26 protein-coding genes and 1 pseudogene are annotated in these 26,023 nt (G+C 63.6%); 12 read left to right on the forward strand and 15 right to left on the reverse strand.

Annotated elements, in window-relative coordinates; genetic code table 11:
* The first annotated feature begins 83 nt into the window (after nt 1–83).
* The gene (locus AC0L2K_RS26645; protein ID WP_473532771.1) at nt 84–722 is read left to right on the forward strand and encodes an FMN-dependent NADH-azoreductase; all 639 of its coding nucleotides are present in this window, start codon (nt 84–86) and stop codon (nt 720–722) included.
* Between the two features lie 93 nt (nt 723–815).
* Here the strand turns inward: AC0L2K_RS26645 and AC0L2K_RS26650 are convergent, their stop codons facing one another.
* The 7 genes from AC0L2K_RS26650 to AC0L2K_RS26680 all read right to left on the reverse strand — a co-directional run bounded on the left by AC0L2K_RS26650 (nt 816) and on the right by AC0L2K_RS26680 (nt 8,592).
* Complete coding sequence (locus tag AC0L2K_RS26650) at nt 816–1,106, reverse strand: HlyU family transcriptional regulator (protein ID WP_023799746.1); 291 nt, start codon at nt 1,104–1,106, stop codon at nt 816–818.
* A 106-nt stretch (nt 1,107–1,212) separates the two neighbouring features.
* A complete protein-coding gene (locus AC0L2K_RS26655; protein ID WP_473532772.1) occupies nt 1,213–1,884 on the reverse strand; it encodes a PadR family transcriptional regulator in 672 nt (223 codons plus the stop codon).
* A 135-nt stretch (nt 1,885–2,019) separates the two neighbouring features.
* Nucleotides 2,020–2,400, reverse strand: coding sequence for a thiol-disulfide oxidoreductase DCC family protein (locus tag AC0L2K_RS26660; protein WP_473532773.1), 381 nt, complete (start codon nt 2,398–2,400; stop codon nt 2,020–2,022).
* A gap of 169 nt (nt 2,401–2,569) precedes the next feature.
* Nucleotides 2,570–2,863: a GYD domain-containing protein gene (locus AC0L2K_RS26665; RefSeq protein ID WP_091595053.1), complete on the reverse strand. Its 294-nt coding sequence runs from the start codon at nt 2,861–2,863 to the stop codon at nt 2,570–2,572.
* 840 nt (nt 2,864–3,703) lie between these two features.
* A complete protein-coding gene (gene rpoD, locus AC0L2K_RS26670; RefSeq protein ID WP_027151164.1) occupies nt 3,704–5,725 on the reverse strand; it encodes an RNA polymerase sigma factor RpoD in 2,022 nt (673 codons plus the stop codon).
* A 386-nt stretch (nt 5,726–6,111) separates the two neighbouring features.
* Nucleotides 6,112–8,073, reverse strand: coding sequence for a DNA primase (gene dnaG, locus AC0L2K_RS26675; protein ID WP_128171164.1), 1,962 nt, complete (start codon nt 8,071–8,073; stop codon nt 6,112–6,114).
* A 153-nt stretch (nt 8,074–8,226) separates the two neighbouring features.
* Complete coding sequence (locus AC0L2K_RS26680; protein ID WP_023799752.1) at nt 8,227–8,592, reverse strand: RcnB family protein; 366 nt, start codon at nt 8,590–8,592, stop codon at nt 8,227–8,229.
* A 386-nt stretch (nt 8,593–8,978) separates the two neighbouring features.
* Between AC0L2K_RS26680 and AC0L2K_RS26685 the strand changes: the two genes are divergently transcribed.
* From AC0L2K_RS26685 to AC0L2K_RS26695, 3 genes are all read left to right on the forward strand, one after another.
* A complete protein-coding gene (locus tag AC0L2K_RS26685; RefSeq protein ID WP_287230915.1) occupies nt 8,979–10,643 on the forward strand; it encodes a Na/Pi cotransporter family protein in 1,665 nt (554 codons plus the stop codon).
* A gap of 209 nt (nt 10,644–10,852) precedes the next feature.
* Nucleotides 10,853–11,065 (forward strand): DUF2061 domain-containing protein, encoded by a 213-nt coding sequence (locus AC0L2K_RS26690; RefSeq protein WP_023799755.1) that lies wholly within the window; start codon nt 10,853–10,855, stop codon nt 11,063–11,065.
* Nucleotides 11,066–11,191: 126 nt separating this feature from the next.
* Nucleotides 11,192–12,373, forward strand: coding sequence for an MFS transporter (locus AC0L2K_RS26695; RefSeq protein ID WP_473532774.1), 1,182 nt, complete (start codon nt 11,192–11,194; stop codon nt 12,371–12,373).
* A gap of 10 nt (nt 12,374–12,383) precedes the next feature.
* Here AC0L2K_RS26695 and AC0L2K_RS26700 read toward each other — a convergent pair whose 3' ends face one another.
* Nucleotides 12,384–12,941 (reverse strand): GNAT family N-acetyltransferase, encoded by a 558-nt coding sequence (locus AC0L2K_RS26700; RefSeq protein WP_287230912.1) that lies wholly within the window; start codon nt 12,939–12,941, stop codon nt 12,384–12,386.
* Nucleotides 12,942–13,050: 109 nt separating this feature from the next.
* On the opposite strand from AC0L2K_RS26700, the gene AC0L2K_RS26705 reads away from it, so the two are divergent.
* On the forward strand, nt 13,051–13,554 hold the full coding sequence (locus AC0L2K_RS26705) for a DUF1801 domain-containing protein (RefSeq protein ID WP_287230909.1): 504 nt from the start codon (nt 13,051–13,053) through the stop codon (nt 13,552–13,554).
* 13 nt (nt 13,555–13,567) lie between these two features.
* On the opposite strand, the gene AC0L2K_RS26710 is transcribed toward AC0L2K_RS26705, so the two are convergent.
* The gene (locus AC0L2K_RS26710; RefSeq protein ID WP_473532775.1) at nt 13,568–14,458 is read right to left on the reverse strand and encodes an arginase family protein; all 891 of its coding nucleotides are present in this window, start codon (nt 14,456–14,458) and stop codon (nt 13,568–13,570) included.
* A 173-nt stretch (nt 14,459–14,631) separates the two neighbouring features.
* On the opposite strand from AC0L2K_RS26710, the gene AC0L2K_RS26715 reads away from it, so the two are divergent.
* Nucleotides 14,632–15,096, forward strand: coding sequence for a DUF1801 domain-containing protein (locus AC0L2K_RS26715; RefSeq protein ID WP_031255178.1), 465 nt, complete (start codon nt 14,632–14,634; stop codon nt 15,094–15,096).
* A gap of 81 nt (nt 15,097–15,177) precedes the next feature.
* On the opposite strand, the gene AC0L2K_RS26720 is transcribed toward AC0L2K_RS26715, so the two are convergent.
* Nucleotides 15,178–15,627 (reverse strand): GatB/YqeY domain-containing protein, encoded by a 450-nt coding sequence (locus AC0L2K_RS26720; RefSeq protein ID WP_031255180.1) that lies wholly within the window; start codon nt 15,625–15,627, stop codon nt 15,178–15,180.
* Nucleotides 15,628–15,904: 277 nt separating this feature from the next.
* On the opposite strand from AC0L2K_RS26720, the gene carA reads away from it, so the two are divergent.
* Nucleotides 15,905–17,122 (forward strand): glutamine-hydrolyzing carbamoyl-phosphate synthase small subunit, encoded by a 1,218-nt coding sequence (gene carA / locus AC0L2K_RS26725; protein ID WP_128171088.1) that lies wholly within the window; start codon nt 15,905–15,907, stop codon nt 17,120–17,122.
* Nucleotide 17,123: 1 nt separating this feature from the next.
* On the opposite strand, the gene AC0L2K_RS26730 is transcribed toward carA, so the two are convergent.
* From AC0L2K_RS26730 to AC0L2K_RS26745, 4 genes and pseudogenes are all read right to left on the reverse strand, one after another.
* Nucleotides 17,124–18,377, reverse strand: coding sequence for a TCR/Tet family MFS transporter (locus tag AC0L2K_RS26730; RefSeq protein WP_128247800.1), 1,254 nt, complete (start codon nt 18,375–18,377; stop codon nt 17,124–17,126).
* A gap of 179 nt (nt 18,378–18,556) precedes the next feature.
* On the reverse strand, nt 18,557–19,489 hold the full coding sequence (gene ypfJ, locus AC0L2K_RS26735) for a KPN_02809 family neutral zinc metallopeptidase (protein ID WP_473532776.1): 933 nt from the start codon (nt 19,487–19,489) through the stop codon (nt 18,557–18,559).
* A 204-nt stretch (nt 19,490–19,693) separates the two neighbouring features.
* A complete protein-coding gene (locus AC0L2K_RS26740) occupies nt 19,694–19,882 on the reverse strand; it encodes a hypothetical protein (RefSeq protein WP_023799765.1) in 189 nt (62 codons plus the stop codon).
* Nucleotides 19,883–19,963: 81 nt separating this feature from the next.
* A pseudogene (locus AC0L2K_RS26745) lies at nt 19,964–20,100 on the reverse strand (manganese-binding transcriptional regulator MntR); the annotation flags it as partial.
* A 93-nt stretch (nt 20,101–20,193) separates the two neighbouring features.
* On the opposite strand from AC0L2K_RS26745, the gene AC0L2K_RS26750 reads away from it, so the two are divergent.
* Nucleotides 20,194–21,027 carry a protein-L-isoaspartate O-methyltransferase family protein gene (locus AC0L2K_RS26750; protein ID WP_473532780.1) on the forward strand — a complete coding sequence of 278 codons (834 nt, stop codon included), beginning with the start codon at nt 20,194–20,196 and terminating at the stop codon, nt 21,025–21,027.
* Between the two features lie 146 nt (nt 21,028–21,173).
* Complete coding sequence (locus tag AC0L2K_RS26755; protein WP_128247801.1) at nt 21,174–21,827, forward strand: dihydrofolate reductase family protein; 654 nt, start codon at nt 21,174–21,176, stop codon at nt 21,825–21,827.
* A gap of 114 nt (nt 21,828–21,941) precedes the next feature.
* On the opposite strand, the gene AC0L2K_RS26760 is transcribed toward AC0L2K_RS26755, so the two are convergent.
* Complete coding sequence (locus AC0L2K_RS26760) at nt 21,942–23,120, reverse strand: MFS transporter (RefSeq protein WP_128247802.1); 1,179 nt, start codon at nt 23,118–23,120, stop codon at nt 21,942–21,944.
* 192 nt (nt 23,121–23,312) lie between these two features.
* On the opposite strand from AC0L2K_RS26760, the gene AC0L2K_RS26765 reads away from it, so the two are divergent.
* From AC0L2K_RS26765 to AC0L2K_RS26775, 3 genes are all read left to right on the forward strand, one after another.
* On the forward strand, nt 23,313–23,669 hold the full coding sequence (locus AC0L2K_RS26765) for an ArsR/SmtB family transcription factor (protein WP_027151146.1): 357 nt from the start codon (nt 23,313–23,315) through the stop codon (nt 23,667–23,669).
* 280 nt (nt 23,670–23,949) lie between these two features.
* Entirely contained in the window at nt 23,950–24,708 is a 759-nt protein-coding gene (locus AC0L2K_RS26770) for a metallophosphoesterase family protein (RefSeq protein WP_128247803.1), read from the forward strand.
* A 239-nt stretch (nt 24,709–24,947) separates the two neighbouring features.
* Nucleotides 24,948–25,904 (forward strand): SH3 domain-containing protein, encoded by a 957-nt coding sequence (locus tag AC0L2K_RS26775; protein ID WP_473532777.1) that lies wholly within the window; start codon nt 24,948–24,950, stop codon nt 25,902–25,904.
* Nucleotides 25,905–26,023: the final 119 nt, after the last annotated feature.

Raw genomic sequence — 26,023 nt, forward strand, 5'->3', positions numbered from 1 at the left:
CATACATAAAATATACCGGTTTTTCAAATGGGTCAGCTCGCCCATATAGGTCGGGACAGTTCAGCCAACCCTGGAGACCCGCCATGTCCATCCTTCTCGTCACATCCAGTCCGCGCGGCAATGCCTCGCATTCGACCCGCATCGCCACTGAACTTGCGGAAAAGCTGCTCGCCGCCGATCCTTCGGCCAAGCTGGTCGCATGCGATCTCGTGGCAAACCCGCTGCCGCACATCGATCCGGACTATTCGACCGGCATCTATACGCCCGCCGAGGCCCGCACCCAGCGCCAGGCCGAGGTCGTCGGCGTTTCCGACGGCGTGCTCGATGAACTGTTTGCGGCCGACACCATCATCCTCGCCACCGGATTCATCAATTTCGGCATCTCGTCGACGCTGAAATCCTGGGTCGACCACGTCTCCCGCACCGGCAAGACTTTCTCTTATGGCGAGAATGGCCCGAAGGGCCTCGTCACCGGCAAGAAGGTCTACATCGTCCTCGCCTCGGGCGGCATCTATTCGGAAGGCGCTGCCGTGCAGATGGACCACGCCATCCCTTACCTGCGCAGCGTGCTTGGCTTCATCGGCATGACCGACGTCGAAGTCATCCGCATCGAAGGCGTCGGCATGGGGCCGGATGCGGTCACTGCCGCTCTGGCCAAGGCATCAGCCAAGGTGGATGCCTTGGTGACATCGACCGTAAGCAAACAGGCTGCGGCGGCGTAGGCCGCCAGCCGTCGGCAACTTGAAATCAAAGGCAGGCGCCTGACAGGGCGCTTGCCTTGTTCGTTTCAAGATGCGCCGGAGACCGATCGGGTCTCACCCGAACATCTTCTCGCCCTGTTCGTCGACCAGCTGAATGCCCTTTTTGATCGAGATGTCGACAGCGTCGTCGAGCCCGGCAAAACGATCGGCGCGGATGAATTTGTGCTCCTTCATCACGCCGTCGATCTCCTTGGAAACCACGCCGCAGGTCTGGTATTGGCCTTCCGCCTTGTACGGCGTGGCGCTGATCAAAAATCCCTTGTGCTCGATCTGCTTTGCCGGTGCAGCACTCTTTGGCTCGCCCGCGTCGCCGCCGCCGCCGAAAAGACGTTTCAGAAAAGACATGAGCGCGCCCTCCAACGGCAATCATCCTGTATCACATAGCGTGGTGCAGGATGATTTCACTAGCGGTCCTTAGGCAAACGGGCAAGGCCCGCATCCGGCCTGGAAGTCAGTCGCGCGACAGCGCTTCGAGGGCTTCGGCCGCCCCTTTCAATATCGCGATCGCCTCGGCCTGTTTTTCAGCGGGCGCGTCGACAATGTCGCCGAGGGCTGTGCGTAGCCGGTGGCGCACGGCGCGGAATTCGTCGCGCTTTTCCGAATCGCCGCGGCCGCGACGTCCGCTATCCTCGCCATCGTCGTTCCAGCCGAACCAGTCACGCGCCTTTGCCATCTTGCGGCCGAAACGCTCGAGATGATCGAGCACATGGTCGATCATCTCGCGATTGTCATTGAGATGCGCCTGCCCTGCCTCGGTAATCGAAAACACCTTCTTGTTGCCTTCCGCCGACGAGACGGCATAGCCGGCCTCTTCCAGGAAGGTTAGCGTAGGATAGACCACGCCGGGGCTCGGGCTGTAGACGCCGCTGGTGCGTTCCTCCAGCGCCTTGATGATGTCATAGCCGTGGCGCGGCGCCTCGGCCAGCAGCGACAGCGTGATCAGCTTGAGATCGCCGTCGGCCAGCATACGCCCGGCGCGGAACATGTCGCCCGGCCCGCCGCGCCCGCCGCCCCTCATGCCGTGGCCGAATGGGCCGAAGCCGCCGCCACGACCGCCGAACTTGCCGGCCATATGCACGAAAACGCGCTCGGCATGCTCGCCGAAATGATGATGTCCGTGCATTGTCTGCTCCTTGAGTTATGTCTTACGATATATCTCAATTATGCGAATGAGGCCGTTGAGTCAAGATATATCTTACGATGTATCTGAGTACGGTGCCACCAGATTGAGTTTGTCACCGAGCTTGGCTAATATCGGTTACCAGCGGCCCTTGCGCCGGTTCCAGGCATAGAGAAGATCGGCGAAGCGATCATAGGCATAGCGCGTCAGCGGCAGCACGGCGCGATTGCCGAACAGCGCTGCCAGCCAGCCCTCGCCCGGCGTTCTCAGCCAGACGGCAATTGCGACGTCGGCGCCGACCAGCAGCCTGCCGTCCGCATCGGTTGCGTGCAGCCGGCGGCGGATGTCCTCCAGCGACACGCCGTATCCGGCCAGCGCCGCCGGTTCGGCATTGATGTCGCGAAACGCGATCCGCCCGGCCTTGATCGCCTCGACCAGCCGCCGCTTCTGCCTGACGATGCCGGCATCGCAAACCGGACAACGGGTATTGTACCAGACGGTCAGCAGAGGCTCGGGCATGTGTCTCGATACGCGCGTTGAAGTGCTGCGCTGACTATCCGGGGAAACACCTTCGCCCCGCAACATTTCGGGCAAGCCACTTCGGCCAGCCACCTTCGAGCCAGATTGGCCGGGCGCCGTCAAGCGGCGCCTGACCGGCAGCTTGCGCGGGTCTATAGCCGCGCACGCCTCAGCCGAGCGAGGCGACGATCTCGCGATACGCCAATTCCGGGAAGGCCTTGAGCGTCCGCGTCCTCACATTACCGCCTGTCGCCAGCATCAGCGAGAATCGAGCGAGCACCGCATCGTCGGGCGCTTCGACGACCGCCACCATATCGCATTCGCCCATGGTGAGATAAAACGCCTTGAACGAGCCGCCCATGTCTCCCAGCAGCTTCTTGGCGGCATCGAGCCGCTTCGGCGACTCGCGCACATTTCTGGCGCCCTGCTCAGTCCAGTTGATCAGCACGATATAGGTTGTCATGCACACCTCCCTCCGGAGGCCTCGGAGCGCGGCGTCACCGCCGGGGCGGGCATCCGGGTTTGTTGCCCAGAAAAAGCATCCGACACGCGATTATCCTCCCACAGCCGGTATGCTGCAAGAACAACCGCACCGTCCGGCGAGACAATCCCTGATCGGGTAGGAGGGAGCCTTGCGGCATCCCCCTCCCACACCACCGTGCGTACGGTCCCGTACACGGCGGTTCGTGTCGCGCTCGGCTTGAGGTCCTCAATGCCGCCGCCCTATTGGCGCCCAGCCTTATCTTGCGGGTTCCGCCCGCTACTTCCGGCTCAGGCCCTCTCGCGAGGTATCTGCCCAAGGCGGTCGGAAATGAAGTCCGACCTCCATCGACACGTTCAGCCCTTCACCGGTTGGTCCGGCTACTACGGCCTCTGCTGACTCCTGCCGACCCTTCCCGGCGCCTCTCGGCGGCGGTAGCACACCCGTTTCCGGGGCAGGCCGGCAGGCCTCCCAGGGTAAGACGCGTGACCTTCGTGCCATCTACCTGTCGCATCTACGGCCACACCCTCCGGGTGATATCGGGCTTCATTGCTCCCTCGCCCGGATGCGGACGCCTCATATGCGCTTCCTGTTCGTCAGGCCGGCACTTTGCTTGCAGCTTCCTTCAGACCCGCCTCGCGACGTCGCCCTTGCTGTTCGGCTAGCGGTTCCCATCACCAGGGTCCGCAGAGGACTTTCACCTCCAAGTCATCGACCGGATACCATCCCGGTCAAACGGTGCTTGCGCACCACGCGCCATGCCTGGCGCACAACGAAAAAGGGCGCCGAAGCGCCCTTTAAATTGTTATTCGTTGCCCGGCATCAGCTGTCCAGAAAGCTCCGCAGCTTGCGCGAGCGGCTCGGGTGCTTGAGCTTGCGCAGCGCCTTGGCTTCGATCTGGCGGATGCGCTCGCGGGTGACCGAGAACTGCTGGCCGACTTCCTCCAGCGTGTGGTCGGTGTTCATGCCGATGCCGAAGCGCATTCTGAGCACGCGCTCTTCACGCGGGGTGAGTGAAGCAAGCACCCGCGTCGTCGTCTCGCGCAGATTGGCCTGGATCGCTGCGTCGATCGGCAGGATCGCCATCTTGTCCTCGATGAAATCGCCGAGATGCGAATCCTCCTCGTCGCCGACCGGCGTTTCGAGCGAAATCGGCTCCTTGGCGATCTTCAGCACCTTGCGCACTTTTTCCAGCGGCATCGCGAGCTTTTCCGCCAGTTCCTCCGGCGTCGGCTCGCGGCCGATCTCGTGCAGCATCTGGCGCGAGGTGCGCACGATCTTGTTGATCGTCTCGATCATGTGCACCGGAATGCGGATTGTGCGTGCCTGGTCGGCGATCGAGCGGGTGATCGCTTGCCGGATCCACCACGTCGCATAGGTCGAGAACTTGTAGCCGCGGCGGTATTCGAACTTGTCGACCGCCTTCATCAGGCCGATATTGCCTTCCTGGATCAGGTCGAGGAACTGCAGGCCGCGATTGGTGTATTTCTTGGCGATGGAAATGACGAGGCGCAGATTGGCCTCGACCATTTCCTTCTTGGCGATCGCGGCTTCGCGCTCGCCTTTCTGCACCTGGTTGACGATCTTGCGGAATTCCAGGATCGAGATCGCCGTTTCGGTGGCGAGATTCTGGATCTCGGCGCGCAGGTCGCGGATCGCGTCCTTTTCGTTCTTGGTGAATTCCTTCCAGCCGCGCGAGGTCAGATTGCCGATCGAGCGCGTCCAGTTCGGATCGAGCTCCGAGCCCTGGTACTCCTTCAGGAATTCCTCGCGGCGCACGCCATAGCTTTCGGCCAGCCGCAACAGCTTGCCTTCGTTCTGCACCAGGCGCTTGTTGATGTCGTAGAGCTGCTCGACCAATGCCTCGATGCGCGCCGTGTTCAGGGATAGCGACTTCACCGCCTTGATCAGCTGGTCCTTCAGCTCCTTCAGCCGGCGGTCCTGGCTGGGCGACAGCGTGCCGGCGGCAGCCAGCCGGTTCTCGACCTGCTGGTCCTGCAGCTTGCGCAACTTCTTGTAGGTGTCGGCGATGACGTCGAGCGTCTCCATCACCTGCGGACGCAGCTCCGCTTCCATCGCCGCCAGCGACAGGCTGGCTTCGTCCTCGTCTTCCTCGTCGTCATCAGTCAGACCGCGCGTGTCGCCGCCGACATTGGTGATGTCGTCCTCGTCCTCGCGCGAACGGCGCGGCTTGTCGTCGGTCTTGGCTTCCTCGATCCGCTCGACCACCGGCGCCTGCTTGGCCTCCGGTCCGGCATAGGTCGCTTCGAGGTCGATGATCTCGCGCAAGAGGATCTTCGATTCGTTGAGCTCGTCACGCCAGATGATGATGGCCTGGAAGGTCAGCGGGCTTTCGCACAGGCCCGCGATCATCGTCTCGCGGCCAGCCTCGATGCGCTTGGCAATCGCGATTTCGCCCTCGCGCGACAGAAGCTCGACCGAGCCCATCTCGCGCAGATACATGCGAACCGGATCGTCGGTACGATCGGTCGGCTCTTTCTTGGTGGTCGTCGCAGCAACGGCGGTACCGGTCTGCTCGGCCAGTTCGTTGGCGTCTTCCTCGGCGTCGGCAGCCGCGTCGGCGGCTTCGGGCTCCTCGCCCTGCTCGTCGTCCTCGACCACGTTGATGCCCATGTCGGAGAGCATGGCCATCGTGTCCTCGATCTGCTCGGAGGTGACTTCCTCCGAGGGCAGCACCGAATTCAGTTCGTCCATGGTGACATAGCCGCGCTTCTTGGCGGCCTTGATCATCTTCTTGACAGCATCGTCGGAAAGGTCGAGCAGAGGGCCATCGGTGGCGCCTTCACGTTCGGTCTCGACCTCTTCCTTTTCTTTTGTCGCCATTCTTTATTTTCTCCAAGCGGCCAGGTATCTAGCCGCATAAGTATCAAGCCGCGTAAGCTGCCGTACCGGTTAAATCAGATGCGCTCTCGCTAGAACGCGTTTCCCCGGGCCAGTAACTGCATCTCTCGTTAAGTCCAGATTAACCCTGGTAACTGTGTCAGGCTGACCGCCTGTCCAGTGACCGGTACCTCACATCGCTGCATTTCCGTCGACGCCGGCGCGGGTTAACGTTTCGAATCGTCCTGATTCCGTCATTCTGCCAGAAGGTCAAGCGCCTCTCGCATGATTCGCATGAAAAAAGCGAATCAATTACCCGACTTAAAGCGCCGCGGCTGATTCGACGCGCAAGCACGGTTCTGCACTTTCACTCTTTCGTAAGCTTCGACCTACACCCGCCCGGCCCTGCCCGAAGACACGCCGAACCCTTCAATCAGCGCCTCCGTTGCCTGCACGTCACGAAATTGCGCCTGGATCTCGACGAGATGCCGGTAGTTTTCGTCCGTGGGATCGCTGGCGAGCGCTGCTTCTGCCTGTTTCAGCTCCTTATGTAAGGTGCGCGCGCTGCGCTGCAAGTGGAGCGCCTGGCTGAAGGCGTCGCGGGCATCGTCAAGTCCGGCCGTTTCCAGCGCCGGCCATTGCCGCGCCCGTTTGATCAGCGCCACCACGCGCGCCCAGATCTCGCCGCAGCCGGCACGTTCGATCGTCGCGATCACCGCGTTGCGGTCGTTGGCCATGTCATGCGCCATCGCATCGAGGATCGCCGCGTGCAATCGCTTCAGATCGGTGTTGGCGAGGTCGAGGAACTCGACATGCGCGAAATTCTCGTCGATCAGCGCTGGATGATTGACAAGAGCTGCGATGATCGTCGCCTCGCGCACCGACATCCCCTCGCTGCCGCGCTTGACCAGCGCCGAGCGGCCAAGGCTTTCGGTGATCGCGGTGCGTCCACCGGCATTGCCGCCGCGTGCGAACTGCCCGCCAGCAGCTGAGCCCTTGCCCTGAAAGCGCCCGCCGGACCGCCCGTCTTGGCGCCCCCCTTGATAGGTTTGGCGCGCGCCGCGCTGGGCGCCGAAAAAGCTTAGCACTCGCTCGCGCATTTCCTGTTGGTAGTGATAGCGCAAGCTCTCGTCGCGGATGCGGCTGGTCAGTTCGCGCAGCGTTTTTTCCAGTTCCGCCCGTCGTTCCGGCGTGTCGAAGATGCCGCCGGCCGTTTCTCGCATCCACAAAAGGTCGGCGAGCGGCCGCGCCTCGGAAAGCACGGCGCCAAACGCGTCCGGCCCTTCGGCCTTGACCAGATCGTCCGGGTCCTTGCCTTCGGGCAGAAGCGCAAAGCGCACCGAGCGGCCTGCCTGGACCGCCGGCAGCGCCATGTCGGCGGCGCGCCATGCCGCCTTCAGACCGGCCTGGTCGCCATCGAAGCACAGCACCGGCTCGCCGGCCATCCGCCACAGCAGTTCGAGCTGGTTTTCGGTCAGCGCGGTGCCGAGCGGCGCCACGACATTCTCGAAACCGGCCTGCGCCAGCGCGATCACGTCCATATAGCCCTCGACGGCAATCACCGTGCCGCCCTTGGCCACTGCCTTGCGCGCCCGGGCGAAATTATAGAGCACGTTACCCTTGTGGAAGAGCTCGGTGTCGGGCGAATTCATGTATTTGGCGAGCGCATCGGCTGCCAGCGCCCGCCCGCCAAAGGCGATTATCTTGCCTCTGGAGTCCGGGATCGGGAACATGATGCGGTCGCGGAACCAATCGTAGGAAACCGGAACGTCGTCGCCATGGCGCACCAGCCCGCATGCCTCGATATCGGCCTTGGGCACGCCCTTGGCGGCAAGATGCTCCTTCAGCGCATTGCGACTGTCGGGCGCATAGCCGAGCCGGAACGACTGCTGCGTCGCCGGCGTCAGCCCGCGGTCGCGCAGATAGGCGCGGGCTTTTGCGCCTTCCGGTCCCTGCAGCCGCTCCTGGAAGAAGGCGGTCGCCATTTCCATGACTTCGGTCAGGCTGGCGCGTTCCTTTTCGCGCCGTTCCTCCTGGGCATCGCGCAACGGCATCGGCACCCCGGCCATGTCGGCGATCTTCTCGACCGCTTCGGGAAAGCTCATTCCGTCGAGTTCGGTGAGGAATTTGAAGTGGTCGCCCGAAACCGAGCAGCCGAAGCAATGATAGCGTCCCTTCTTGTCCTCGCAGTGAAAGGACGGGCTCTTCTCGCCATGGAAGGGACAGCACGCCCAATAATCGCCGCGCGGCGCGTTGGTCTTCTTCCTGTCCCACGCCACGCGCTGGCCAATCACCGAGGAAATCGGCACGCGGTCGCGTATCTCGTCGAGGAAGGCAGGTGGAAAGCGCATCGGAAACGGCTCGTTTGCGTCCATATAATCACGCCGGCGAAACCCGACGACTCCTAATGCGAACCATACCCGGTTTTCACAGGGCAAAAAGAAGGCGGCCGTTGCCGGCCGCCTTCCTTCCTGTCCGGCATTGCGCCGGTCGACGTTTGACGGTCAGTGCGCGGCAATCGCGCCGAAGATGATGCCGGAGACGACGCTGACCAAGAGATAGTCGTTGCCGACGCGGATCCATTCCTGGCCACGGCCCGGACGACGCAGGCCATAGTGGCGATAGTCGCGGACCGGCTGGTGGCGCCTCCAACTCGAATATCTCTGGCCGTTGCGCCAATGGTTCCTCTTGACGACGACTTTCTTCTTCACCACGACGCGCGTCTTGACGTGCCTGTCCGGCTTCTTCCAGTCGACCTGGCTGTAGGTCGACTGCGGTGCATTCGGCGCGTTCAGCGGCGCTGCCTGGCCCTGCAGGGACGTCGCAGCCAGCATCGATACGGCGACTGCGGAAAGAATGATACGTTTCATGACGGGGTACTCCTTGGTTGTCGATGCCCAAGCAATAGAGCCCGAAAAATGAACCGAAACTGAACACACGGATTACATTTTTGTAATGATTTCAAATATTTATAATAGCTAATTCAACACTCAGCTCAAACCTGATCTGAAGCGGTCGTCGGCACTTGAGCGCGCGACCATCAAGAAGCCGGCCGGCGATGCAACCATTTTGCGATCCATCCATTTCCGACACGCCCTGTCGCGCAACAGCCGGCCGAATTGGGCAAAATTTATTATCCGGCTAAAAGTAATCGGAGTAGTATCGACCTTTGCAATGTCCTTGATTCGCCCCCTCTTTTGCGCCTTTGCCATCACGGCTCCCATATTGCTGGTGGCTGTCGGAATGCGAGCCTGACATGAGCGGTTCGGTCGTTTTGCTGCATCTTGCCGGCGCGGTGGCGCTGATGCTGTTTGCCACCCGCTTGGTGAAGACAGGTGTCGAGCGCGCCTATGGCGATGTGCTGCGCCACAAGCTGCGCGCCACCATGCGCAATCCTTTCATGGCGGTTCTGGCCGGCTGCGGCCTGGCGATCGCCCTGCAAAGCTCCACCGCCGTCACCTTGCTGGTCGGGTCCTTCGCCGGCGCCGGCATCGTCAGCGGTATATCGGGCCAGCTTGCCGTGCGCGGCGCCGAGATCGGCTCGGCGCTGGTGGTCAAGCTGCTCACCTTCGACCTGTCGCTGCTGGTGCCGGTCTGTCTTGTCGCCGGCACCGTCATGTTCATGGCCACCGAGCGGCGCGACTGGCGCCAGTTCGGCCGCATCCTGGTCGGCATCGGCCTGCTGGTGTTGTCGCTGGAAATGATCGGCCAGGCCTCGGAGCCGCTGCGCCAGAGCACCCTGATGCCGGTCGTCGTCGATTACTTCTCCGGCGATCCGGTCACCGCCTATCTGCTGGCGGCGCTGGTCACCTGGCTGTTCCATTCCTCGATCGCCGCGGTCCTTTTGATGGTGACGCTCGCCGGCCGCGGCTTCATCCCGCCCGAACTCGGCATCGTGCTGGTGCTCGGCGTCAATCTGGGTTCGTCGATCATCGCGCCGCTACTCACCCGCAATGCGGAGCCGGGCGTGCGTGTCGTACCGATCGGCAATCTCCTGATGCGCGGCATGGGCTCGCTGGCCATGCTGATCCTGTTCCTGTGGTTGAAACCGTCGGTCGCCTTTCTCGGCGCCACCGTGCCCGACCAGATCGTCAACGCCCATATCCTCTTCAACATCCTGATCCTGGTTGCCGGCCTGCCGCTGGCCGGCCTCGTCTACCGCGTTTCGGAAAAGATCGTGGCGCTCGGCACCAAACCGGCGCCGGCAGAAGCGCTCGACGTCGTCGAGTTGTCCGCGCTCAACGACAGCGCCCTCGATGTGCCGAGCCAGGCGCTGGCCAACGCCACCCGTGAGGTGGTGCGGGTCTGCGAGACGGTCGAGATCATGCTGAAGCGCATCATCGAGCTCTATGAAAGCGCCGACGCCGACAAGATCAAGGCGCTGGCCGCGCTCGACGACCGCGTCGACAAGAAACATGCGTCGATAAAGCTCTATCTGGCCAAGGTCACCAGGAACCCGCTGACCGAGGACGAGGCGCTGCGTTGCCAGGAGTTGATCGGCGCCTGCGTCAAGCTCGAACAGGTCGGCGACATCATCGTGCGCAACATGCTGGTGCATGTCAGGAAGAAGCTTGAGCGCGGGCTGGAGTTCACGCCCGAGGGTTGGCGCGAGCTTAGCGGCTTCCACGCTTCGGTGCTCGCCAACGCGCGGCTTGCCTTCAACGTGCTGGTCTCGCGCGATCCGGAGACCGCCCGCCAGCTGGTGCTGGAAAAGGATCGGCTGCGCGATCGCGAGAAGGAGACCAGCGCCAGCCATTTCGTGCGGCTGCGCGACGGCACCGCCAAGAGCGTCGAGACCAGTTCCATCCATCTCGACACCATCCGCGACCTGAAGCAGATCAATTCGCTGCTTGCCTCGATAGCCTACCCCGTGCTCGAGGAACGCGGCCTGCTCACCGGCTCGCGGCTGAAGGCCGGATAGATTGGGCCCAGCGCGGGAATTGCCTGGAGCCGGCGCGCGAAAATTAGTCTTTGCTAACCCTTCCGTCTGTCGGCTAGAGCATTTTTCAGCCAACCGTCTTCGCTTAGCGTCGGACAACACGCGTCAAGCAAAGACCTGGAGCGCGGTTTTGGTTCCACCAGAACGCAAGGCGCTCTAAGGATCGCTTAAAATCCGCCGGGAGAAAGTCTATGGATACCCATTCGCGCAGTTTCGCCAAGGCGCTTTCCTGGCGCGTCACCGGCACGGTCGACACGATAATCATTTCGCTCATCGTGACGGGCAGCATCAAGCTCGCTGCGGCCATCGGCGTGACCGAGGTCATCACCAAATCGCTGCTCTACTATTTTCACGAGCGGGCGTGGTTGAAAATCCCCTACGGAAGGAAGACGACGACCGTCTAGCCTTGTGCGGCCGGAGCTTGGCTGAACCGATGAAGAAAACCTAAAGCGGCGTCGAGAATTTCTGGATTGCCCGCCGCTCTCGTCCGTGATTTGAGCCATCTCGTTCAAGGATCGCCTTCCCGCGCCATGCTTCCCCTCATCGCCCTGTTCATCGCTGCGTTCGCATTCGGCACTACCGAGTTCGTCATCGCCGGCGTGCTGCCGCAGGTGGCGGACGGCCTTGGCGTCTCCATCCCAACCGCCGGCTATCTCGTCTCCGGCTACGCCGGCGGCATCGCGATCGGCGGACCGCTGTTGACGCTCGCCACCAAGACGCTTTCCCGCAAGGCGTTGCTGCTTGGCCTTACCGCAGCCTTCACCATCGGCCAGGCCGCCTGCGCCCTTGCGCCCGACTTCGCCTCCATGTTGCTGTTGCGGATTGCAGTGGCCGTGGCGCACGGCGCCTACTTCGGCGTCGCGATGGTGGTTGCGGTCGGCCTGGCCCGCCAGGATCAGCGTGGAATGGCCGTGGCGCTCATCCTGTCGGGCCTCACGGTCTCCAATGTCATCGGCGTGCCGGCCGGCACGGCGATCGGCAATATTTGGGGGTGGCGCGCGACGTTCTGGGTGATGTGCGCGCTTGGTGTGGTTTCCATCGCCGCCATGGCCGCCCTCCTGCCGCGCCGGACGGGATCGTCGCGCCGGCCCGTCAGTTTCGGCAGCGAGGTCCGCGTGCTCGCACGCCAGCAGGTTTGGACGTCGCTAATCCTCATGCTGATGCTGATGATCGGCCAGTTCGGCCTGTTCACCTACATCACGCCGACGCTGCTTGAAGTCACCGGCCTCGGCGAGGGCCTGGTGCCCTGGGTGCTGCTGCTCAACGGTGTCGGCGCGACGATCGGCGTCTTTCTTGGCGGGCGGCTCGCCGACTGGAAACTGATGCCGTCGCTCATCACCATGCTTTTCATGCAGGCGGTGACACTTGCCGTCGTTTACACCGCCAGCCCGTACCCGGTGCCGATGGTCGTTGCGATCACTATCTGGGGTGGTCTCAGCTTTGCCATCGGCACCCCGATCCAGACCCGTATCCTGACCTGGACGGCGGACGCCTCCAATCTCGCCTCATCGCTTATCCCGGCCGGCTTCAATGTCGGCATCGCGCTGGCCGCCTCGCTCGGCGCCGCCATGCTCAATGCCGGTTATGGCTATCGCAGCCTGCCGGTGGTTGGCGCCATGGCCATGCTGGTCGCCGTGGCGGTCGCGCTCGCCTCACATATCTGGGAGTGGCGCCGAAACACGATGCCGCCGCTGCCGGCCGCTGCCGAATAGTCGGCAGGCGCTACAGGTCGATGCGATAGCGCAGGCTTTCGGCGCCGCCATAGGCAGCGTCCTCGAAGAATCGCCCGACGAGCCGTCCGCCATTGGCCAGGACCACCTTCTGCGAGGCGAGATTACCCGGCTTGGCGGTGATCTCGACGAAGGGCAGGCCGAGCGCCCTCGCCTCGCCGAGCATCAGCCTCACTGCCTCTGTCGCATGGCCGCGCCGCCGCTTCCATGGCACTACGGCATAGCCGATGTGGCCGAGCACATGTGGCGGCAGCTCGGCGGTGCCGCGCTGCCAGCGAAGGCCGATCGAGCCGGCGACTTCGCCGTCCCAGATCCAGCGCCGGAATCCCGGCAGGCGCGGCACGTTCGTCCCATCAAGCAAGGTGATCGGACCACCCTTGGCATCGGGGTCGTCGAGATCGGCGAGGAAGGCCGTTGGATTCTTTTCGATGGCCGCAAGCTGCTCGCGCGTCGCCTCCATTAGCCGCACATTGTCCGGCGACCAGCCGCGCTCAAGGGCGGCCTTGTACGACGGCAGATGTTCAAGCGCCGGTTTGACGAGTTCAACCATGACGTACGATCGCTCCGCTGCCGCCCTCGGATTCTGAAGTTGATCTTCAGGGGCGGCTTTCTAAAATCAAATGTCATCGATTGGGTCCACCTACTTTGGAGTGAACACAATGGCCGACCACAGGTCCGAGAAGTCGGCGAAGGCCGCCGCCGAGCGGGGCGCGGCAACCAAACCGCGCAAGGCGACGCCGAAGCCGCAGTCCGGGAAGGAAGCGAAGCCGGCACTCCTCGCAGGCGGCAACCCCCAGATCGCGAAGGCCGAAGGTGACGCCCCGGTGCAGGCCTACATCGCGGCCATGCCGGGCTGGAAAAGCGATGTCGGGCGCCGCCTCGACGCAATCATCGTGCGCACCGTCCCCGGCGTGCACAAGGCCGTCAAATGGAACTCGCCGTTTTACGGCATCGAAGGCCAGGGCTGGTTCCTGTCGTTTCATGTCTTCACCCGCTACGTCAAAGTGACCTTCTTCCGGGGCACGTCACTGCGTCCTGTTCCTCCCGGCGAGTCCAGGCACAAGGACGTGCGCTACCTCGACATTTATGAGGACCAGCTCGACGAAGCCCAGTTCGCCGCCTGGGTGAAGCAAGCCAGCCAATTGCCAGGCGGGCGACTGTGAGATGCATCACGAATTAGCCAAGGGCGTCTGCAAGCACCTCATTCAGGCGTGCAAACGCGGTGGGCTCGTCTGGCGCATGGGCCGGATTAACTTCTGTGACGGTCAGGCCGCGCCATTGCTGCAGAGCGGTCAACTGCTTTAGCACGAAGGCGGCTTGCTCCAGTTTGAGACCGTGGCAACGGCGCACATTCTCAGCAATCGGGAAATCGATAAAGGAGAGCACATCGGCATCGAAGTGAATAAGCACACAGTCAAAGCGCGCCGCCCATTCGGCCGCGCGCGCCGCCGCCGCCTCGATATCAATCAAAGCTTCCTCACGCGAAATGACCTTGATCGCGTGATCTCTGATCGCGGCGGCTTCAGGCGGAGTGATATTCTCGACGCCGAAATAGAGAAGTTGCTGAGGCACGAGCATCGGACGAGTTGGGCCGAGCCCCGCGAGCGAAGACTCGCATCCCGGGATGTTGAGCAGATGGGCGACACCAGTCCAGTCCAAGGCGCCGTCGCTCGTGTCAGGTGTGTTGAGATCGGCGTCAAAGTCCATGTAGACGAGTCCGATCCGCGCGCCGGCCGCGTTCGCCCCGGCGACCGTGCCCAACTCCACGGTACAATCGCCGCCCAAAACAAGCACGTCTTCCTGCGCCGAAATCGCCGTCGCCACGTGGCTTGCGACCAAGTCACAGGCCCCGCGCACGGCCTCCAGGTTCATGGCCTGCGGCCGCGAAGAGTCCGGTCGCCACCGGAACGATGCAACATCGCTATGATCCCTGATGGTTCTGCCTCGGCTCGCGAGCGCCTCTGCGAGCCCATGGCGCCGAAACACCGCGGGGGCTTGTTCCTGCCCTGGCGAATAGGCGCCGGCGCTGGTGGCGGCGCCGAAAATGTTCAACAAACGCGCCGCCAAATCGAAGCTCCATTTTTCGTATGATCCTGGTTGCAAAACGGGTCTGGAGCGACGAAGGTTCCTCTTCGACGTCGAGAGTTTGTTGCTCGCGCCGGAACGGCAAACGGCTCGCCGCATCGATGCGTACGCCAGACGCCGGACGTCGAACGTTCACAAAGCCACTGGGACCAATCATGACCAAAGCGACAACAGCCATGAAGAAGGGCGGCTCGACGGAGGGAGCAGGAGGAGACACCCCCTCTCAATTGATAGATGCGAGAATCAAAGAGCTGAGCGATTGGCGGGGCGAGATGCTCGCTCGGATCCGAACCCTCATCAAGCAGGTCGATCCCGAAGTGGTCGAGGAGTGGAAGTGGAGAGGGGTTCCGGTGTGGGAACACGCCGGAATTATCTGCACCGGTGAGACCTACAAGAATGTCGTGAAAATGACTTTCGCCAGGGGCGCCACGCTGGAGGACCCATCTGGCCTCTTCAACTCCAGCCTCGAAGGCAACACCAGGCGCGCCATCGACATCCATGAGGGCGACAAGATCGATGAAGAGGCGTTGAAGGCGCTCATTCGCGCCGCCGTGGCACTGAACCTGTCGGTGCGAGCTGCCGCCCGCCCCGCCCGCTCTCAGAAACCGAAGAGCGCCTGAGAATCAATCATATGCGGCCAGGGCTGGCGCCTCGCTGTCGCCTCCTCCAATGCCTTACGAGCTCGCTGCAGCGGCAAAATCCTACTGCAGCAGTCCCTTGACGATCCCGCTCGCCTTGGAGAAATCCATTTGGCCGGCGTATTTCTCCTTGAGCACGGCCATAACCTTGCCCATGTCCTTGACGCTGCTGGCGCCGGTCTCGGCGATGGCGGCGCGGATCGCCGTTTCGGTCTCTGCCTGGCCCAGTTGCGTCGGCAGGAAATCGCGGATGATGGCCATCTCGTCGCGCTCCTGCGCGGCAAGCTCCGGCCGCTTGCCGTCGTCGAAAGCCTTGGCCGACTCTTCGCGCTGCTTCACCATCTTGGCCAGTATCTGCAGGATCTCGTCGTCGCTGGCCGGCTCCTTGCCGGCGCCGCGATTGGCGATGTCGCGGTCGTGAATGGCCGCCTGGATCAGCCGCAATGTCGGCAGCCGGCGCTTGTCCTGCGCCTTCATCGCGCTCTTCAGAGATTCAGCGATTTTGCCGCGCATGATGCTTTCTCCTTCGAATGCGACGGACAATAGCCGTGCCGAAAGCCCAAGGCAAATTCGACGCCGCCCGGCAAACCGCTGATATTGTTCGACGAAATAAATCGCGCCTGCGGGCGTAGCATCATTGACCGCTCTGGCGCCTTCCCCTATGTACTGGGCCTTGCATGAACTGAGTTTTTGTTGCGCGCGCTGGCTGCGAAATCGCCGCTGCGCGCGGTTTGCTGCGCAGAATGGTTCGCCGGACCGATTGAAGGGCGCAGCCTTTAGGAGTGCCGCCATGGCAACGATGACCGCCGCGTCGACCCCCACTTGGGCCACCGAGAAGCCGACCGCCCTGCTGGTGCTGGCCGACGGCACCGTCATCGAGGGCCGCGGCCTTGGCGCCACCGGCTCCGCCGTCGCCGAAGTCTGCTTCAACACCGCGCTGACAGGCTATCAGGAAATCCTCACCGACCCGTCCTATGCCGGCCAGATCGTCACCTTCACCTTTCCGCATATCGGCAATATCGGCACCAATGACGAGGACATCGAGGATCTCAACCCGGTTGCCCGCGCCGGCGCAGTCGGCGCCGTGTTCAAGGCCGACGTCACCAATCCGTCCAGCTATCGCGCCGCTTCTGGTCTTGACCAATGGCTGAAGAAACGCGGCATAGTGGCGCTTTCGGGCATCGACACCCGCGCGCTGACCGCGCTGATCCGCGAAAAGGGCATGCCCAACGCCGTCATCGCGCACGCGCCCGACGGCATCTTCGACATCGAGGAGCTGAAGCGCCGCGCCGCTGCCTGGTCCGGCCTGATCGGGCTTGACCTGGCCAAGGACGTCACTTCCGGCCAGTCCTCGGTCTGGCGCGAGACGCCGTGGGTCTGGGACGAGGGCTTTGGCGAACAGACCGATCCGTCCATGCATGTCGTCGCCATCGACTACGGCGTAAAACGCAACATATTGCGCCTGCTTGCCGGCCTGGGCGCCAAGGTCACCGTGGTGCCGGCCAACACCGGCGCCGAGGATATCCTCGCCATGCGGCCCGACGGCATCTTTCTCTCCAACGGTCCCGGCGACCCGGAAGCCACTGGCGACTATGCCGTTCCGGTCATCCAGGACTTGCTGAAGACCGACATCCCGGTCTTCGGCATCTGCCTCGGCCACCAGATGCTGGCGCTGGCGCTTGGCGGCAGGACCGCCAAAATGCATCAAGGCCATCACGGCGCCAATCATCCGGTCAAGGATCACACCACCGGCAAGGTTGAGATCGTCTCGATGAACCACGGCTTTGCCGTCGATGCCGGCTCGTTGCCCACGGGCGTCGAAGAAACCCATGTCTCGCTGTTCGACGGCTCGAACTGCGGCATCACCCTGACTGGCAGGCCGGTGTTTTCGGTCCAGCATCATCCCGAAGCCTCGCCGGGCCCGCAGGACTCGCATTATCTGTTCCGCCGCTTCGTCAATCTCATCCGCGAAAAGCGCGGCGAGCCGGCGCTGGCGGAGCGCGCCTGATTCAGGTTCGCACCGTCGCCGTCGTGACGTCCCTCACCGCGCTCGGCTTCTCGACCCTGAGCACAAACGCGATCAGCGACAAAGCAAGAAAGATACCGCCGAGCACAAAGGGCGCGCCGCCGAACGTCACCGGCGCGCTCGGCCCGGTGAACCAGGCGAAGATTCCCGTATAAAGCAGCGGCGTTATGATGCTGGTGATCGAAAACACGCTCGTCATCGCACCTTGCAGTTCGCCTTGCGCGGAGGGCGGCACCTTGGCCGCCGCCAGGCTCCGCAGCGGCGGATCGGCCAGCGCCTCGAGGCAGGTCGCCACGATCACCGCATAGATCATCCAGCCCTTCCACGCCGCGGCATAGCCGAAGGCGGCGAGCGCGGTAAAAGCAAGGCCGATGGCGGCGGTCCGCCATTCGCCGAGCCGTGGGATGACGCGCGGCAGGACAAAACCCATCACCAACGCCCCGCCAAGGCCGAAGACGCCGAGTGAGAAGCCGATCTGCTGTTCGCTCCAGCCGTAGCGGTAACTGCCGACGAACGACCACACGGCAGGGTACATCATGTGACCGAGCGTCATCAGGAAGAACACCAGGCCGATCCAGCCGATCCCCTTGTAATTGCGCATCTGCTTCAGGGCGCCGAGAGGATTGGCGCGGCGCCATTCGAAGCGGCGCCGGTGATGCTGCTCCAGCGTTTCCGGCAGGAAGAACCAGCCGACGATGAAGTTGATCAGAGCAAGCACCGCCGCGCCCCAGAACGGCACGCGCGGCCCGAATTCGCCGAGCAACCCGCCCAGCACCGGGCCGATGACGAAACCGACGCCGAAGGCGATGCCAAGCAGGCCGAAATTCTTCGCCCTGTTCTCGTCGGTGCTGACATCGGCGATGAAGGCGGAGGCGGTCGAATAGCTGGCGCCGCTGATGCCGGCCAGCACCCGGCCGATGAACAGGACCCAATAGGACCAGGCCACCGCGCAGATCAGATTGTCGACGGCGAAGGTCAGCACCGAGGCCAGCAGGATCGGACGACGGCCGAAGCGGTCGCTGAGATTGCCGACCAGCGGCGCGAACAGGAACTGCATGGCCGCATAGACGAAGAACAGCCAGCCGCCTTCGATCGCCGCTTCGCTGACCCCGACGCCGGTCAGTTCCTGCAGATAGGCCGGCAGCACCGGCATGATGATGCCGATGCCGGTGATGTCGAGCAGCAGCGTGGTGAAAACAAGCGCAAGGCCCCGCCTGGCGGTTTTGGCTTCGATCATGACGGTATCGACTCCTGGAGCCGCCTCGCAGCGAAGGTGGAAAGCTCGTTATAGGCGAGCAAGCCCCACAGAACAATAAGGGAACAGGCCAGGAATTTTCATCCTGACATCAACTGTCGACATGAGCGCGGCTGCACCGCCGCCCCTTTCAACGCCATTTCAACGAGAGCCCAAACACCTCAGATCGGGGTGTTGAACGTATCGCAGTCCGACAGCTTGCCGCTCTTGTAGCCGCGTGCCAGCCAGGTTTGACGCTGCTGCGAGGTGCCATGGTTGAAGCTTTCCGGCACGACATAGCCCTGCATCTTCTTCTGCATCGTGTCGTCGCCGATCTGCTGGGCGGCGTTCAGCGCCTCGTCCATGTCGCCCTGTTCCAGAATGCCTTTCTGCCCGGTGAAATGCGCCCAGACGCCGGCGAAGCAATCCGCCTGGAGCTCGACCTGCACCGACATGTGGTTGGCCTCGGCCTCGCCCATCTGCTGCCGCATCTGGTTGAACTTGGGCAGGATGCCGGTGAGGTTCTGGACATGGTGGCCGACCTCATGCGCGATCACATAGGCTTGGGCAAAATCGCCCGAAGCGCCGAATTGCTGGTCGAGCTGCTGGAAGAAGGTGGTGTCGAGATAGACCTTGCGGTCGCCGGGGCAGTAGAACGGGCCGGCCGCGGACGAGGCGAAGCCGCAAGCCGAACGGATCTGCGCGCTGAACAGGACCAGCTTGGGGTCCTCGTAGGTCAGGCCCTCGGCCCGGAAAATGCCGGTCCAGGTGTCCTCGGTCTCGGCCAGGACAGTCGAAACGAACTGCTTCATCTCGTCGGAGGCGGGTGCCCCGGTGCCACCGCCCTGTTCTCCGCTGTTGTCGGTGATCTGACCGCCGCCACCCGGCACCAAGCCGCCACCGGCCAGGATCTGAAGCGGGTCGATGCCGATGGCCTTCAGCCCGAAATAGAGGACCACGAGAATGATGATGGTCGACAGCGACATTCCGCCGCCGGAGCGGCCGCCGATCGGGATGCGGAGACGGCCGGGGCCGCCGCGCGGCAGGTTGAGCCCGCCGCCCTGGCCGCGTTGGTCCTCGACATTGTCACTTTGACGACGACCTTTCCAGAGCATGGCAACTCCCCGCGATGCACGTATCGGTACCTTGCCGATCTCATGGCCCGATCCGACCCAACAAACAATTATCCCAATGGTTGCGCCAAGTCACAGTATTTTTCGCATGACGGGCCCGCCGGCTCTGGGGTCAGTCCGTGCACGACACCCGCGGCTGAGAGCCCTGCCGGCGCTTTTTTTGGTCTTGGACTTGGTCAGTCACGCTCAGATCTTCTGCTTGGTGCCCGCGCTCTTGCCGTCCGAGCTTTTCGAGCGCTCCTCGAAGCGGGCCCCGCCCTTCTTGAGCGGGCGTCCAGTATCCGCTTCGGTCTTGCGTTCGTCCTTCGCCGCAGCCTGCTTCAATCCCTTGGCCGCTTGCTTGCCCTTCGCTGTCGGTGCCTGTTCAACGCCCATCGTATCCTCCTCGGTCTCGCGCCAATTGCTGGCACGATCTCAAACGCCGCGGCAGCGCGGCGGTTCCGGCAGGACCGTCGGCCGCGTCCGCATCTTGGCCACCGTCGGCTGGGCGACGCCGAGCCGCGCCGCGATGTCGACCGGGCCTCGTTGCCGTTCTCGATCAGGTCGGCGACAAGCTGCATATAATCTTTGAGCAGCGCACGGCGCCGTGCTTCGCCGCGTCGGCTGAGGGTTTTCTCGACCATGCATTGAGTGATCTCGTGGGGCTGCGCGACAATTCGGTCAATCGCGCTATCTTCTCACGCGACATGACCAGAATTGCCGAAGCCAGAAAATTCTACGCGCGACTGATGGCTGCCAATGCAGGTTCGGCCGATCCGCGTCTCGAGGACATGTTCGCCGCGGTGCCGCGCGAAGCTTTTCTCGGGCCCGGGCCGTGGACGGTCGTCGCCGGCAACGGCAAGGTAGAAACGCCGAGCGCCGATCCTGTTCACATCTATCAGAACGTGCTGGTGTCGCTCGACGCCGAAAAGGGCATCAACAATGGCGAGCCGTTCCTGCATGCCATGTGGATTGGCAAGGTGGCGCCAAAACCCGGCGAGGCCGTCACTCATGTCGGCGCCGGCACCGGCTATTACACAGCTCTGCTGGCAAAACTGGTTTCGCCGGGCGGCGCAGTCACCGCTTTCGAACTGGATTCCAGTCTCGCCGAACGTGCGATCAAGAATCTCGAAGCCTACGGCAATGTGACCGCCATCCATGGCGATGCGGTCGTCGGCGGCCTGCCACCGTCCGACATCATCTATGTCAATGCCGGCGTTGCGGCACCCCCAGCCGAATGGCTGAAGGCGCTGAAGCCCGGCGGCCGCATGGTCTTTCCGTGGCGTCCGGCCGAGCGCATTGGCCTCGCGGTGATGGTGACACGCACGGATAAGGGGTTTGCCTGCGATCCGTTCATGCGATCATGGTTTATCCCTTGCATCGGCGCCTCGGCGGCCTCGACAAAAATCGACCGCGACAAGGCGGCACGCAGCCGAAAGATCTGGCTGACGGCCGACAAGGCACCGGACCGCACCGCCACCGCCGTCATCGGCGACGTCTGGTTCTCGTCGCAAAGTGTTGGCGGCAGCCGGTCGCAATGACGTCGCCGCGTCGAGGCGTCCCGTGCTTGCCGCTCGACATGCGCCGGAGCCCAGAAATTTTCCGGCCCTGTCGGGCAGGCGTCCGCTCGCACGTCCTTTGGCCGAAATCCGGCGGCAACGGCTCGGATGATTAAAGGGAGAATCCAATGAGGAAGATCACCACTGCGACATTCGTCAGCCTCGACGGCGTCATGCAGGCGCCCGGTGGGCCGCAAGAAGACCCGGTCGGCGGCTTCGAATTCGGTGGCTGGACGTTCCATTACTGGGACGACGTCGGGGGCGCCTTTATTGGTGAGACCTTCGCAAAACCCTTCGCGCTGCTCCTCGGCCGCAAGACCTACGACATCTTCGCCGCGCATTGGCCATACCAGAAAGACGATCCGATCGCCGACCGTTTCAACGCCGTCACCAAATATGTGGCCACCCACCGGCCCGACACGCTGTCGTGGCAAAACAGCCAGTCGCTTGGCGACGACGTCGTGGCTACCCTGCGCCAGTTCAAGCAGGAGGACGGGCCGGACCTGCTCATCCAGGGATCGAGCGAACTCGTCCAGACCTTGCTCGCCAACGACCTGATCGACGAGATCAGCCTGCTGACCTTCCCGCTGGTACTGGGCAAGGGCAAGCGGCTGTTTGGCAGCGGCGCAATCCCGGCGGCTTTCAAGCTGAACCGCTCACAGGCATCGACCACCGGCGTCATCATAGCGAGCTATGAACGCGCCGGTGAGATCAAGACTGGATCCTTCGCCCAGCAACAGCCATCCAATGCCGAGATCGAGAGGCGCCGGACCTGGAAGTAGTGTGGGGTTACAGGACCCTGGGTTCCTTGCTGCGCTAGATGTGAGTGGGGGAGAGGAATCCAAATTCTGCCCGGCAGCGCGATGAGGACAGCGCCACGCTTCCGCGATCTTCCTTTACTCCGCCGGCATGGCCACCGCCCGGGCGGCCCGGTGGCCGGCCAGCATGACGCCAAGACCCAGGATCGGGAACACCGCTGCGACCAGGCCGAGATCAGCCGGCGCGCCATAGCGCAGCACCGCGCCGCCGACGACGGCGCCCAGCGCCACGCCGAGATAGAGCGCCGAAGCGTTGAGCGACAGCACGATGGGCGCTGCGTCGGGCGCCAACCTGATGATGCGGCTGGCCTGCGCCGGCGGGAAGGCCCAGCCGACGATGCCCCACGGCACCATCATGGCCATCAGCGCCGGCCCGGCGATGCTGTGCGGCAGGAAGGCCGGAATGACCGAAAGCATCACCAGCATGACCGCACTCAGCGCCAGCGACCAGCTGACGGTGCGCGTCGCGCCGAAGCGGTCGGCGGCCTGCCCGCCGGCGATGTTGCCGATGACGGCGCCGACACCGAACGCAAGCAGCATGCCGGGCAGCGCGATCGGGCTCAAGCCGCCGCCTTCGATGGCTAGCGGCGCGACAAAGGCAAAGACCGTGAAAGCGCCGGTGAGCGCCAGCAGCGTGGTCAGCAGGATCGACGGCACGCCGGGGCGAAGCGTTGCGGCCAGCCGCTGCCTGAGCGGCAGCTTGGTGCCGACGATGCCGCGCGGCAGCCGGTACCACAGGATTGCGCCGGCCAGTGCGCCGAGCCCGGCGATGGCAAAGAACGTGCCGCGCCAGCCGGCAAACGTCGCGACAAGCGCGCCGAGCGGCGCGCCGACCGCCACCGCCACCGTAGTGCCGCCGACAACGACGGCAATGGCGCGGGCGCGGTGATGATCATCGACAAGCGCCACGGCCGTACCCTGCGCCGTCGCCGCAAACAGGCCGGACGACAGCGCCATGACGATGCGCGCGATCAGCAGCAGTTCGAAGGAGGAGCTCAGCGCCGCCGCCAGATTGCCCAGAACGAAAAACACCAGCGTCCACAAGATGACGCGTCGCCTGTCCCATTCGCCGGTCAGCGTCGCCAGGATCGGCGCGCCGAGCGCATAGGCGAGCGCGAAGGCGGTGATCAGCGTCCCGGCGAGCGGGACCGAGATGGCGGCATCGGCCGCGATGTCGGGCAACAGGCTTGAAATGACGAAGCCTTCGGTCGCGATCGTGAATGATCCGAGCGCAAGCCAGAAGAGGCGCTTGTCCATGAACTCTTCCTTAGTTCAAAAGTTATTGAACAATTGTACATAATGGCACATGTTGTCAATGAGCCGCCCGAGAATAGCCGAACCCTGCTGACAGCTCCATGTCAGGACTAAGGTAGCGGGACGTGGAAACTGGGGGCATCCACCAGGAGGAGAGGCGTTGAAATCGGCCCTGATTGCGCTTAGTTCTCCGGCATGACGCTGCCCCACCCCACCGCCGACCAGATCAGCCTGCCGAACGTGCTTGCCGTGCTCGGCGATCCCACCCGGCTGGCCATCGTGCGCTATCTCGCCAGCAAGGAGGGCGTGCCGCTGAATTGCAGCCAGTTCCTCGATCTCGGCTCAAAGACCAATCTCAGTTACCACCTGGCCAAATTGCGCGAGGCCGGCGTCACCCGCACCGAGGTCGTCGGCACCAGCCGGCTGATCACGCTGCGCCGCGACGATCTCAATGCCCGCTTTCCCGGCCTGCTCGATAGCGTCATTGCCGCAGCCGTCGACGACCCAGCTCTGCCCGCGGTCGGCGCCTCCGAGATCGAAGTCCGCGCCTAACACCACTCCGGGACCGCCAGTTAAGGAGCGGATTTCTCGGAACCTGGGTTCCTCGCCTCACAAAGTGGGGAGAGGTGTCTCGGCGAAGCCGAGACGGAGAGGGGCCTTGACGCTCTCCAATCGTTCAAAGAAGCTTCATTCTATCGACGCGGCTCTGCGAAGAGCCCCTCTCCGGCCGCGGAGCCTGTCCTCGGGCTTGCCAAAGGCAAGACCCGGGGGCGGTCAGTTCTCCCCCGCTTCGCGAGGGCGAGGAAACGCTGCCCTGCCAACGGAGCTTCCCATGCGCATTGCCGTTCTCGCCGATATCCACGGCAACATCCTCGCCCTGGACGCCGTGCTCGACGATCTGCGGCAGCGCGGTGGTGCCGATCTTACAGTCAATCTCGGCGATTGCGTCTCCGGCCCGCTCTGGCCGCGCGAAACCATGGAGCGGCTTGAAGCGCTCGCCCTGCCGACAGTGCGCGGCAACCACGACCGCCGCGTCGCCCGCGATACCGCGGATGAAGCCATGTGGCCGTCCGACCGCTATGCGCAGGAACGGCTGACATCGGTCCAGCGCGAGGCACTGTTGGCCTTGCCGCTCACGCTGGAGGTCGCCCCAACAGTGACCGCCTTTCATGCCAGACCCGACCATGACGAAAAATACCTGACCGATACGATGGCCGACGGCCGGCTGGTCCGCGCGCCGCTAGTCGCCATCAAGCGGCGGCTGGCCGCGCTCGATCCGGCTTGCCGCATCGTGCTGTGTGGCCACAGCCACCGCAGCGAACTGATCCGTATCCCCGACGGCCCGGTGGTCTTCAATCCGGGCAGCATCGGCTGCCCCGCTTATGGCGACGACACGCCACCGGCGCATGTCTCCGAGCAAGGCTCTCCGCATGCACGCTACGGCATCGTCGAATTGGGTGGGCCGGGCCGCTCCGACCGCTTCGAAGCCATCGCCGTCGACTATGACCATGAGGCGGCAGCGCGGCAGGCCGAACAGGCGGGACGGCCGGAATGGGCCTACGCGCTGCGCACCGGATTTATGTCCGGCTGAACGCGCAACGCGTTCATGTCCGGCTGAACGCGGGACGCGTTCATGCCGCTAGGCTGAACGCAACGCGTTCATGCCGCACGCTGAGCTTGCTCATGCCGCGGACCGAACACCATTCCCCAGCCGCATTTTCCGGCTTACATAGCGCCATGTCGTCGCTTATAGAATCGTCCTGGAATGCGGTGGTGATTCCGTGCCTGGCCGCGCCTACGGAAATGCTTCTATCGCCCACGGCCAAAATGATGAGGCGCACAGTTACGCTCCGGACGACGCTGCTGATTGCCGCCCCTCTCCTGCTGACGGCGCTGCTGCCGGCCAGGGCCGAGGAAGCGCCGTTCGTCTCCATCGTGACCGACCTCGCTCCGGGCGATCTCCTGAACGTCCGCGCCACGGCATCGGCGATGGGCAAGATCAAGGCTCGGCTGCCGAATGGCACGAGCGTCAACAATCTCGGCTGCAACGACGTCAATGGCCACCGCTGGTGCAAGGTTGCAGAAATCGACAACCCGCAACTGGCGGGATGGGCTCCCGCGCGCTACCTGAACCCCGAGAATCCGGCGGCCGTTACGGATGCGGACATCGAAGCGACCGGCGAAAGCACGGCCGCGGCAGCCGGCGACTCGAACCCGGCAACTGCAGATCAGCCGCCGCCGGACCTGACGGCGCGCCTGGATGCGACCGGTCGCGAACCCACGATGACTGCCGTTGAGGCAATCGGCAGGGCGGCCATCGAGGATGCTTACCGCCTGGCGCTTTTTGCCAGCGAAAATCCTTCGGCCGGCGAGACGCAGGCGCCCGCGGCAGCGGACAAGCCCATCCGCAATCGCGCCGCCAATGCGGCGCCTCCGGCCAACGCGCAAACCGTTGCGCGGCTGCAGCCGCCAGGCAGGCCCGCGCCGGCCCTGGGTGCCCGCAACGAGATTCCTTGCGCGCGCCATGTCGGCCAGCCGATGACCAGTTGCAAGGCAGGCGTTGTCCACACGGGCGACAAAGCCGAGGTCACCGTGACCTGGCCCGATGGCGGCACCCGCGTCATCAGATTCCAGGCCGGTCGGCCCGCCGGCTCGAATGCATCAGGTGAATTCCGCTACACCCGTGAGGGCAGCCTGAACATCATCCGTGTCGGCGTTGCCGAACGCTTCGAGATTACCGACGCCCTGGCGCTGGGGAATGAGTGGCTAAGGGGAATAAGGCAGTAGGGCAGTAGGGCAATATGTTTAAGGGCGCTCGAACCCCTGCCCTACTGCCCTACTGCCCTACTGCCCTACTGCCCTACTGCCCTACTGCCCTACTGCCCTACTGCCCTACTGCCCTACTG

Source organism: Mesorhizobium sp. WSM4817 (genome assembly GCF_055811135.1).

Excerpts from the sequence above, each read along its gene's own strand:
- AC0L2K_RS26645 (WP_473532771.1), top strand. The coding sequence starts at position 84 with ATGTCCATCCTTCTCGTCACATCCAGTCCGCGCGGCAATGCCTCGCAT.
- AC0L2K_RS26650 (WP_023799746.1), bottom strand. The coding sequence starts at position 1,106 with ATGTCTTTTCTGAAACGTCTTTTCGGCGGCGGCGGCGACGCGGGCGAG.
- AC0L2K_RS26655 (WP_473532772.1), bottom strand. The coding sequence starts at position 1,884 with ATGCACGGACATCATCATTTCGGCGAGCATGCCGAGCGCGTTTTCGTG.
- AC0L2K_RS26660 (WP_473532773.1), bottom strand. The coding sequence starts at position 2,400 with ATGCCCGAGCCTCTGCTGACCGTCTGGTACAATACCCGTTGTCCGGTT.
- AC0L2K_RS26665 (WP_091595053.1), bottom strand. The coding sequence starts at position 2,863 with ATGACAACCTATATCGTGCTGATCAACTGGACTGAGCAGGGCGCCAGA.
- rpoD (WP_027151164.1), bottom strand. The coding sequence starts at position 5,725 with ATGGCGACAAAAGAAAAGGAAGAGGTCGAGACCGAACGTGAAGGCGCC.
- dnaG (WP_128171164.1), bottom strand. The coding sequence starts at position 8,073 with ATGCGCTTTCCACCTGCCTTCCTCGACGAGATACGCGACCGCGTGCCG.
- AC0L2K_RS26680 (WP_023799752.1), bottom strand. The coding sequence starts at position 8,592 with ATGAAACGTATCATTCTTTCCGCAGTCGCCGTATCGATGCTGGCTGCG.
- AC0L2K_RS26685 (WP_287230915.1), top strand. The coding sequence starts at position 8,979 with ATGAGCGGTTCGGTCGTTTTGCTGCATCTTGCCGGCGCGGTGGCGCTG.
- AC0L2K_RS26690 (WP_023799755.1), top strand. The coding sequence starts at position 10,853 with ATGGATACCCATTCGCGCAGTTTCGCCAAGGCGCTTTCCTGGCGCGTC.
- AC0L2K_RS26695 (WP_473532774.1), top strand. The coding sequence starts at position 11,192 with ATGCTTCCCCTCATCGCCCTGTTCATCGCTGCGTTCGCATTCGGCACT.
- AC0L2K_RS26700 (WP_287230912.1), bottom strand. The coding sequence starts at position 12,941 with ATGGTTGAACTCGTCAAACCGGCGCTTGAACATCTGCCGTCGTACAAG.
- AC0L2K_RS26705 (WP_287230909.1), top strand. The coding sequence starts at position 13,051 with ATGGCCGACCACAGGTCCGAGAAGTCGGCGAAGGCCGCCGCCGAGCGG.
- AC0L2K_RS26715 (WP_031255178.1), top strand. The coding sequence starts at position 14,632 with ATGACCAAAGCGACAACAGCCATGAAGAAGGGCGGCTCGACGGAGGGA.
- AC0L2K_RS26720 (WP_031255180.1), bottom strand. The coding sequence starts at position 15,627 with ATGCGCGGCAAAATCGCTGAATCTCTGAAGAGCGCGATGAAGGCGCAG.
- carA (WP_128171088.1), top strand. The coding sequence starts at position 15,905 with ATGGCAACGATGACCGCCGCGTCGACCCCCACTTGGGCCACCGAGAAG.
- AC0L2K_RS26730 (WP_128247800.1), bottom strand. The coding sequence starts at position 18,377 with ATGATCGAAGCCAAAACCGCCAGGCGGGGCCTTGCGCTTGTTTTCACC.
- ypfJ (WP_473532776.1), bottom strand. The coding sequence starts at position 19,489 with ATGCTCTGGAAAGGTCGTCGTCAAAGTGACAATGTCGAGGACCAACGC.
- AC0L2K_RS26740 (WP_023799765.1), bottom strand. The coding sequence starts at position 19,882 with ATGGGCGTTGAACAGGCACCGACAGCGAAGGGCAAGCAAGCGGCCAAG.
- AC0L2K_RS26750 (WP_473532780.1), top strand. The coding sequence starts at position 20,194 with ATGACCAGAATTGCCGAAGCCAGAAAATTCTACGCGCGACTGATGGCT.
- AC0L2K_RS26755 (WP_128247801.1), top strand. The coding sequence starts at position 21,174 with ATGAGGAAGATCACCACTGCGACATTCGTCAGCCTCGACGGCGTCATG.
- AC0L2K_RS26760 (WP_128247802.1), bottom strand. The coding sequence starts at position 23,120 with ATGGACAAGCGCCTCTTCTGGCTTGCGCTCGGATCATTCACGATCGCG.
- AC0L2K_RS26765 (WP_027151146.1), top strand. The coding sequence starts at position 23,313 with ATGACGCTGCCCCACCCCACCGCCGACCAGATCAGCCTGCCGAACGTG.
- AC0L2K_RS26770 (WP_128247803.1), top strand. The coding sequence starts at position 23,950 with ATGCGCATTGCCGTTCTCGCCGATATCCACGGCAACATCCTCGCCCTG.
- AC0L2K_RS26775 (WP_473532777.1), top strand. The coding sequence starts at position 24,948 with ATGAGGCGCACAGTTACGCTCCGGACGACGCTGCTGATTGCCGCCCCT.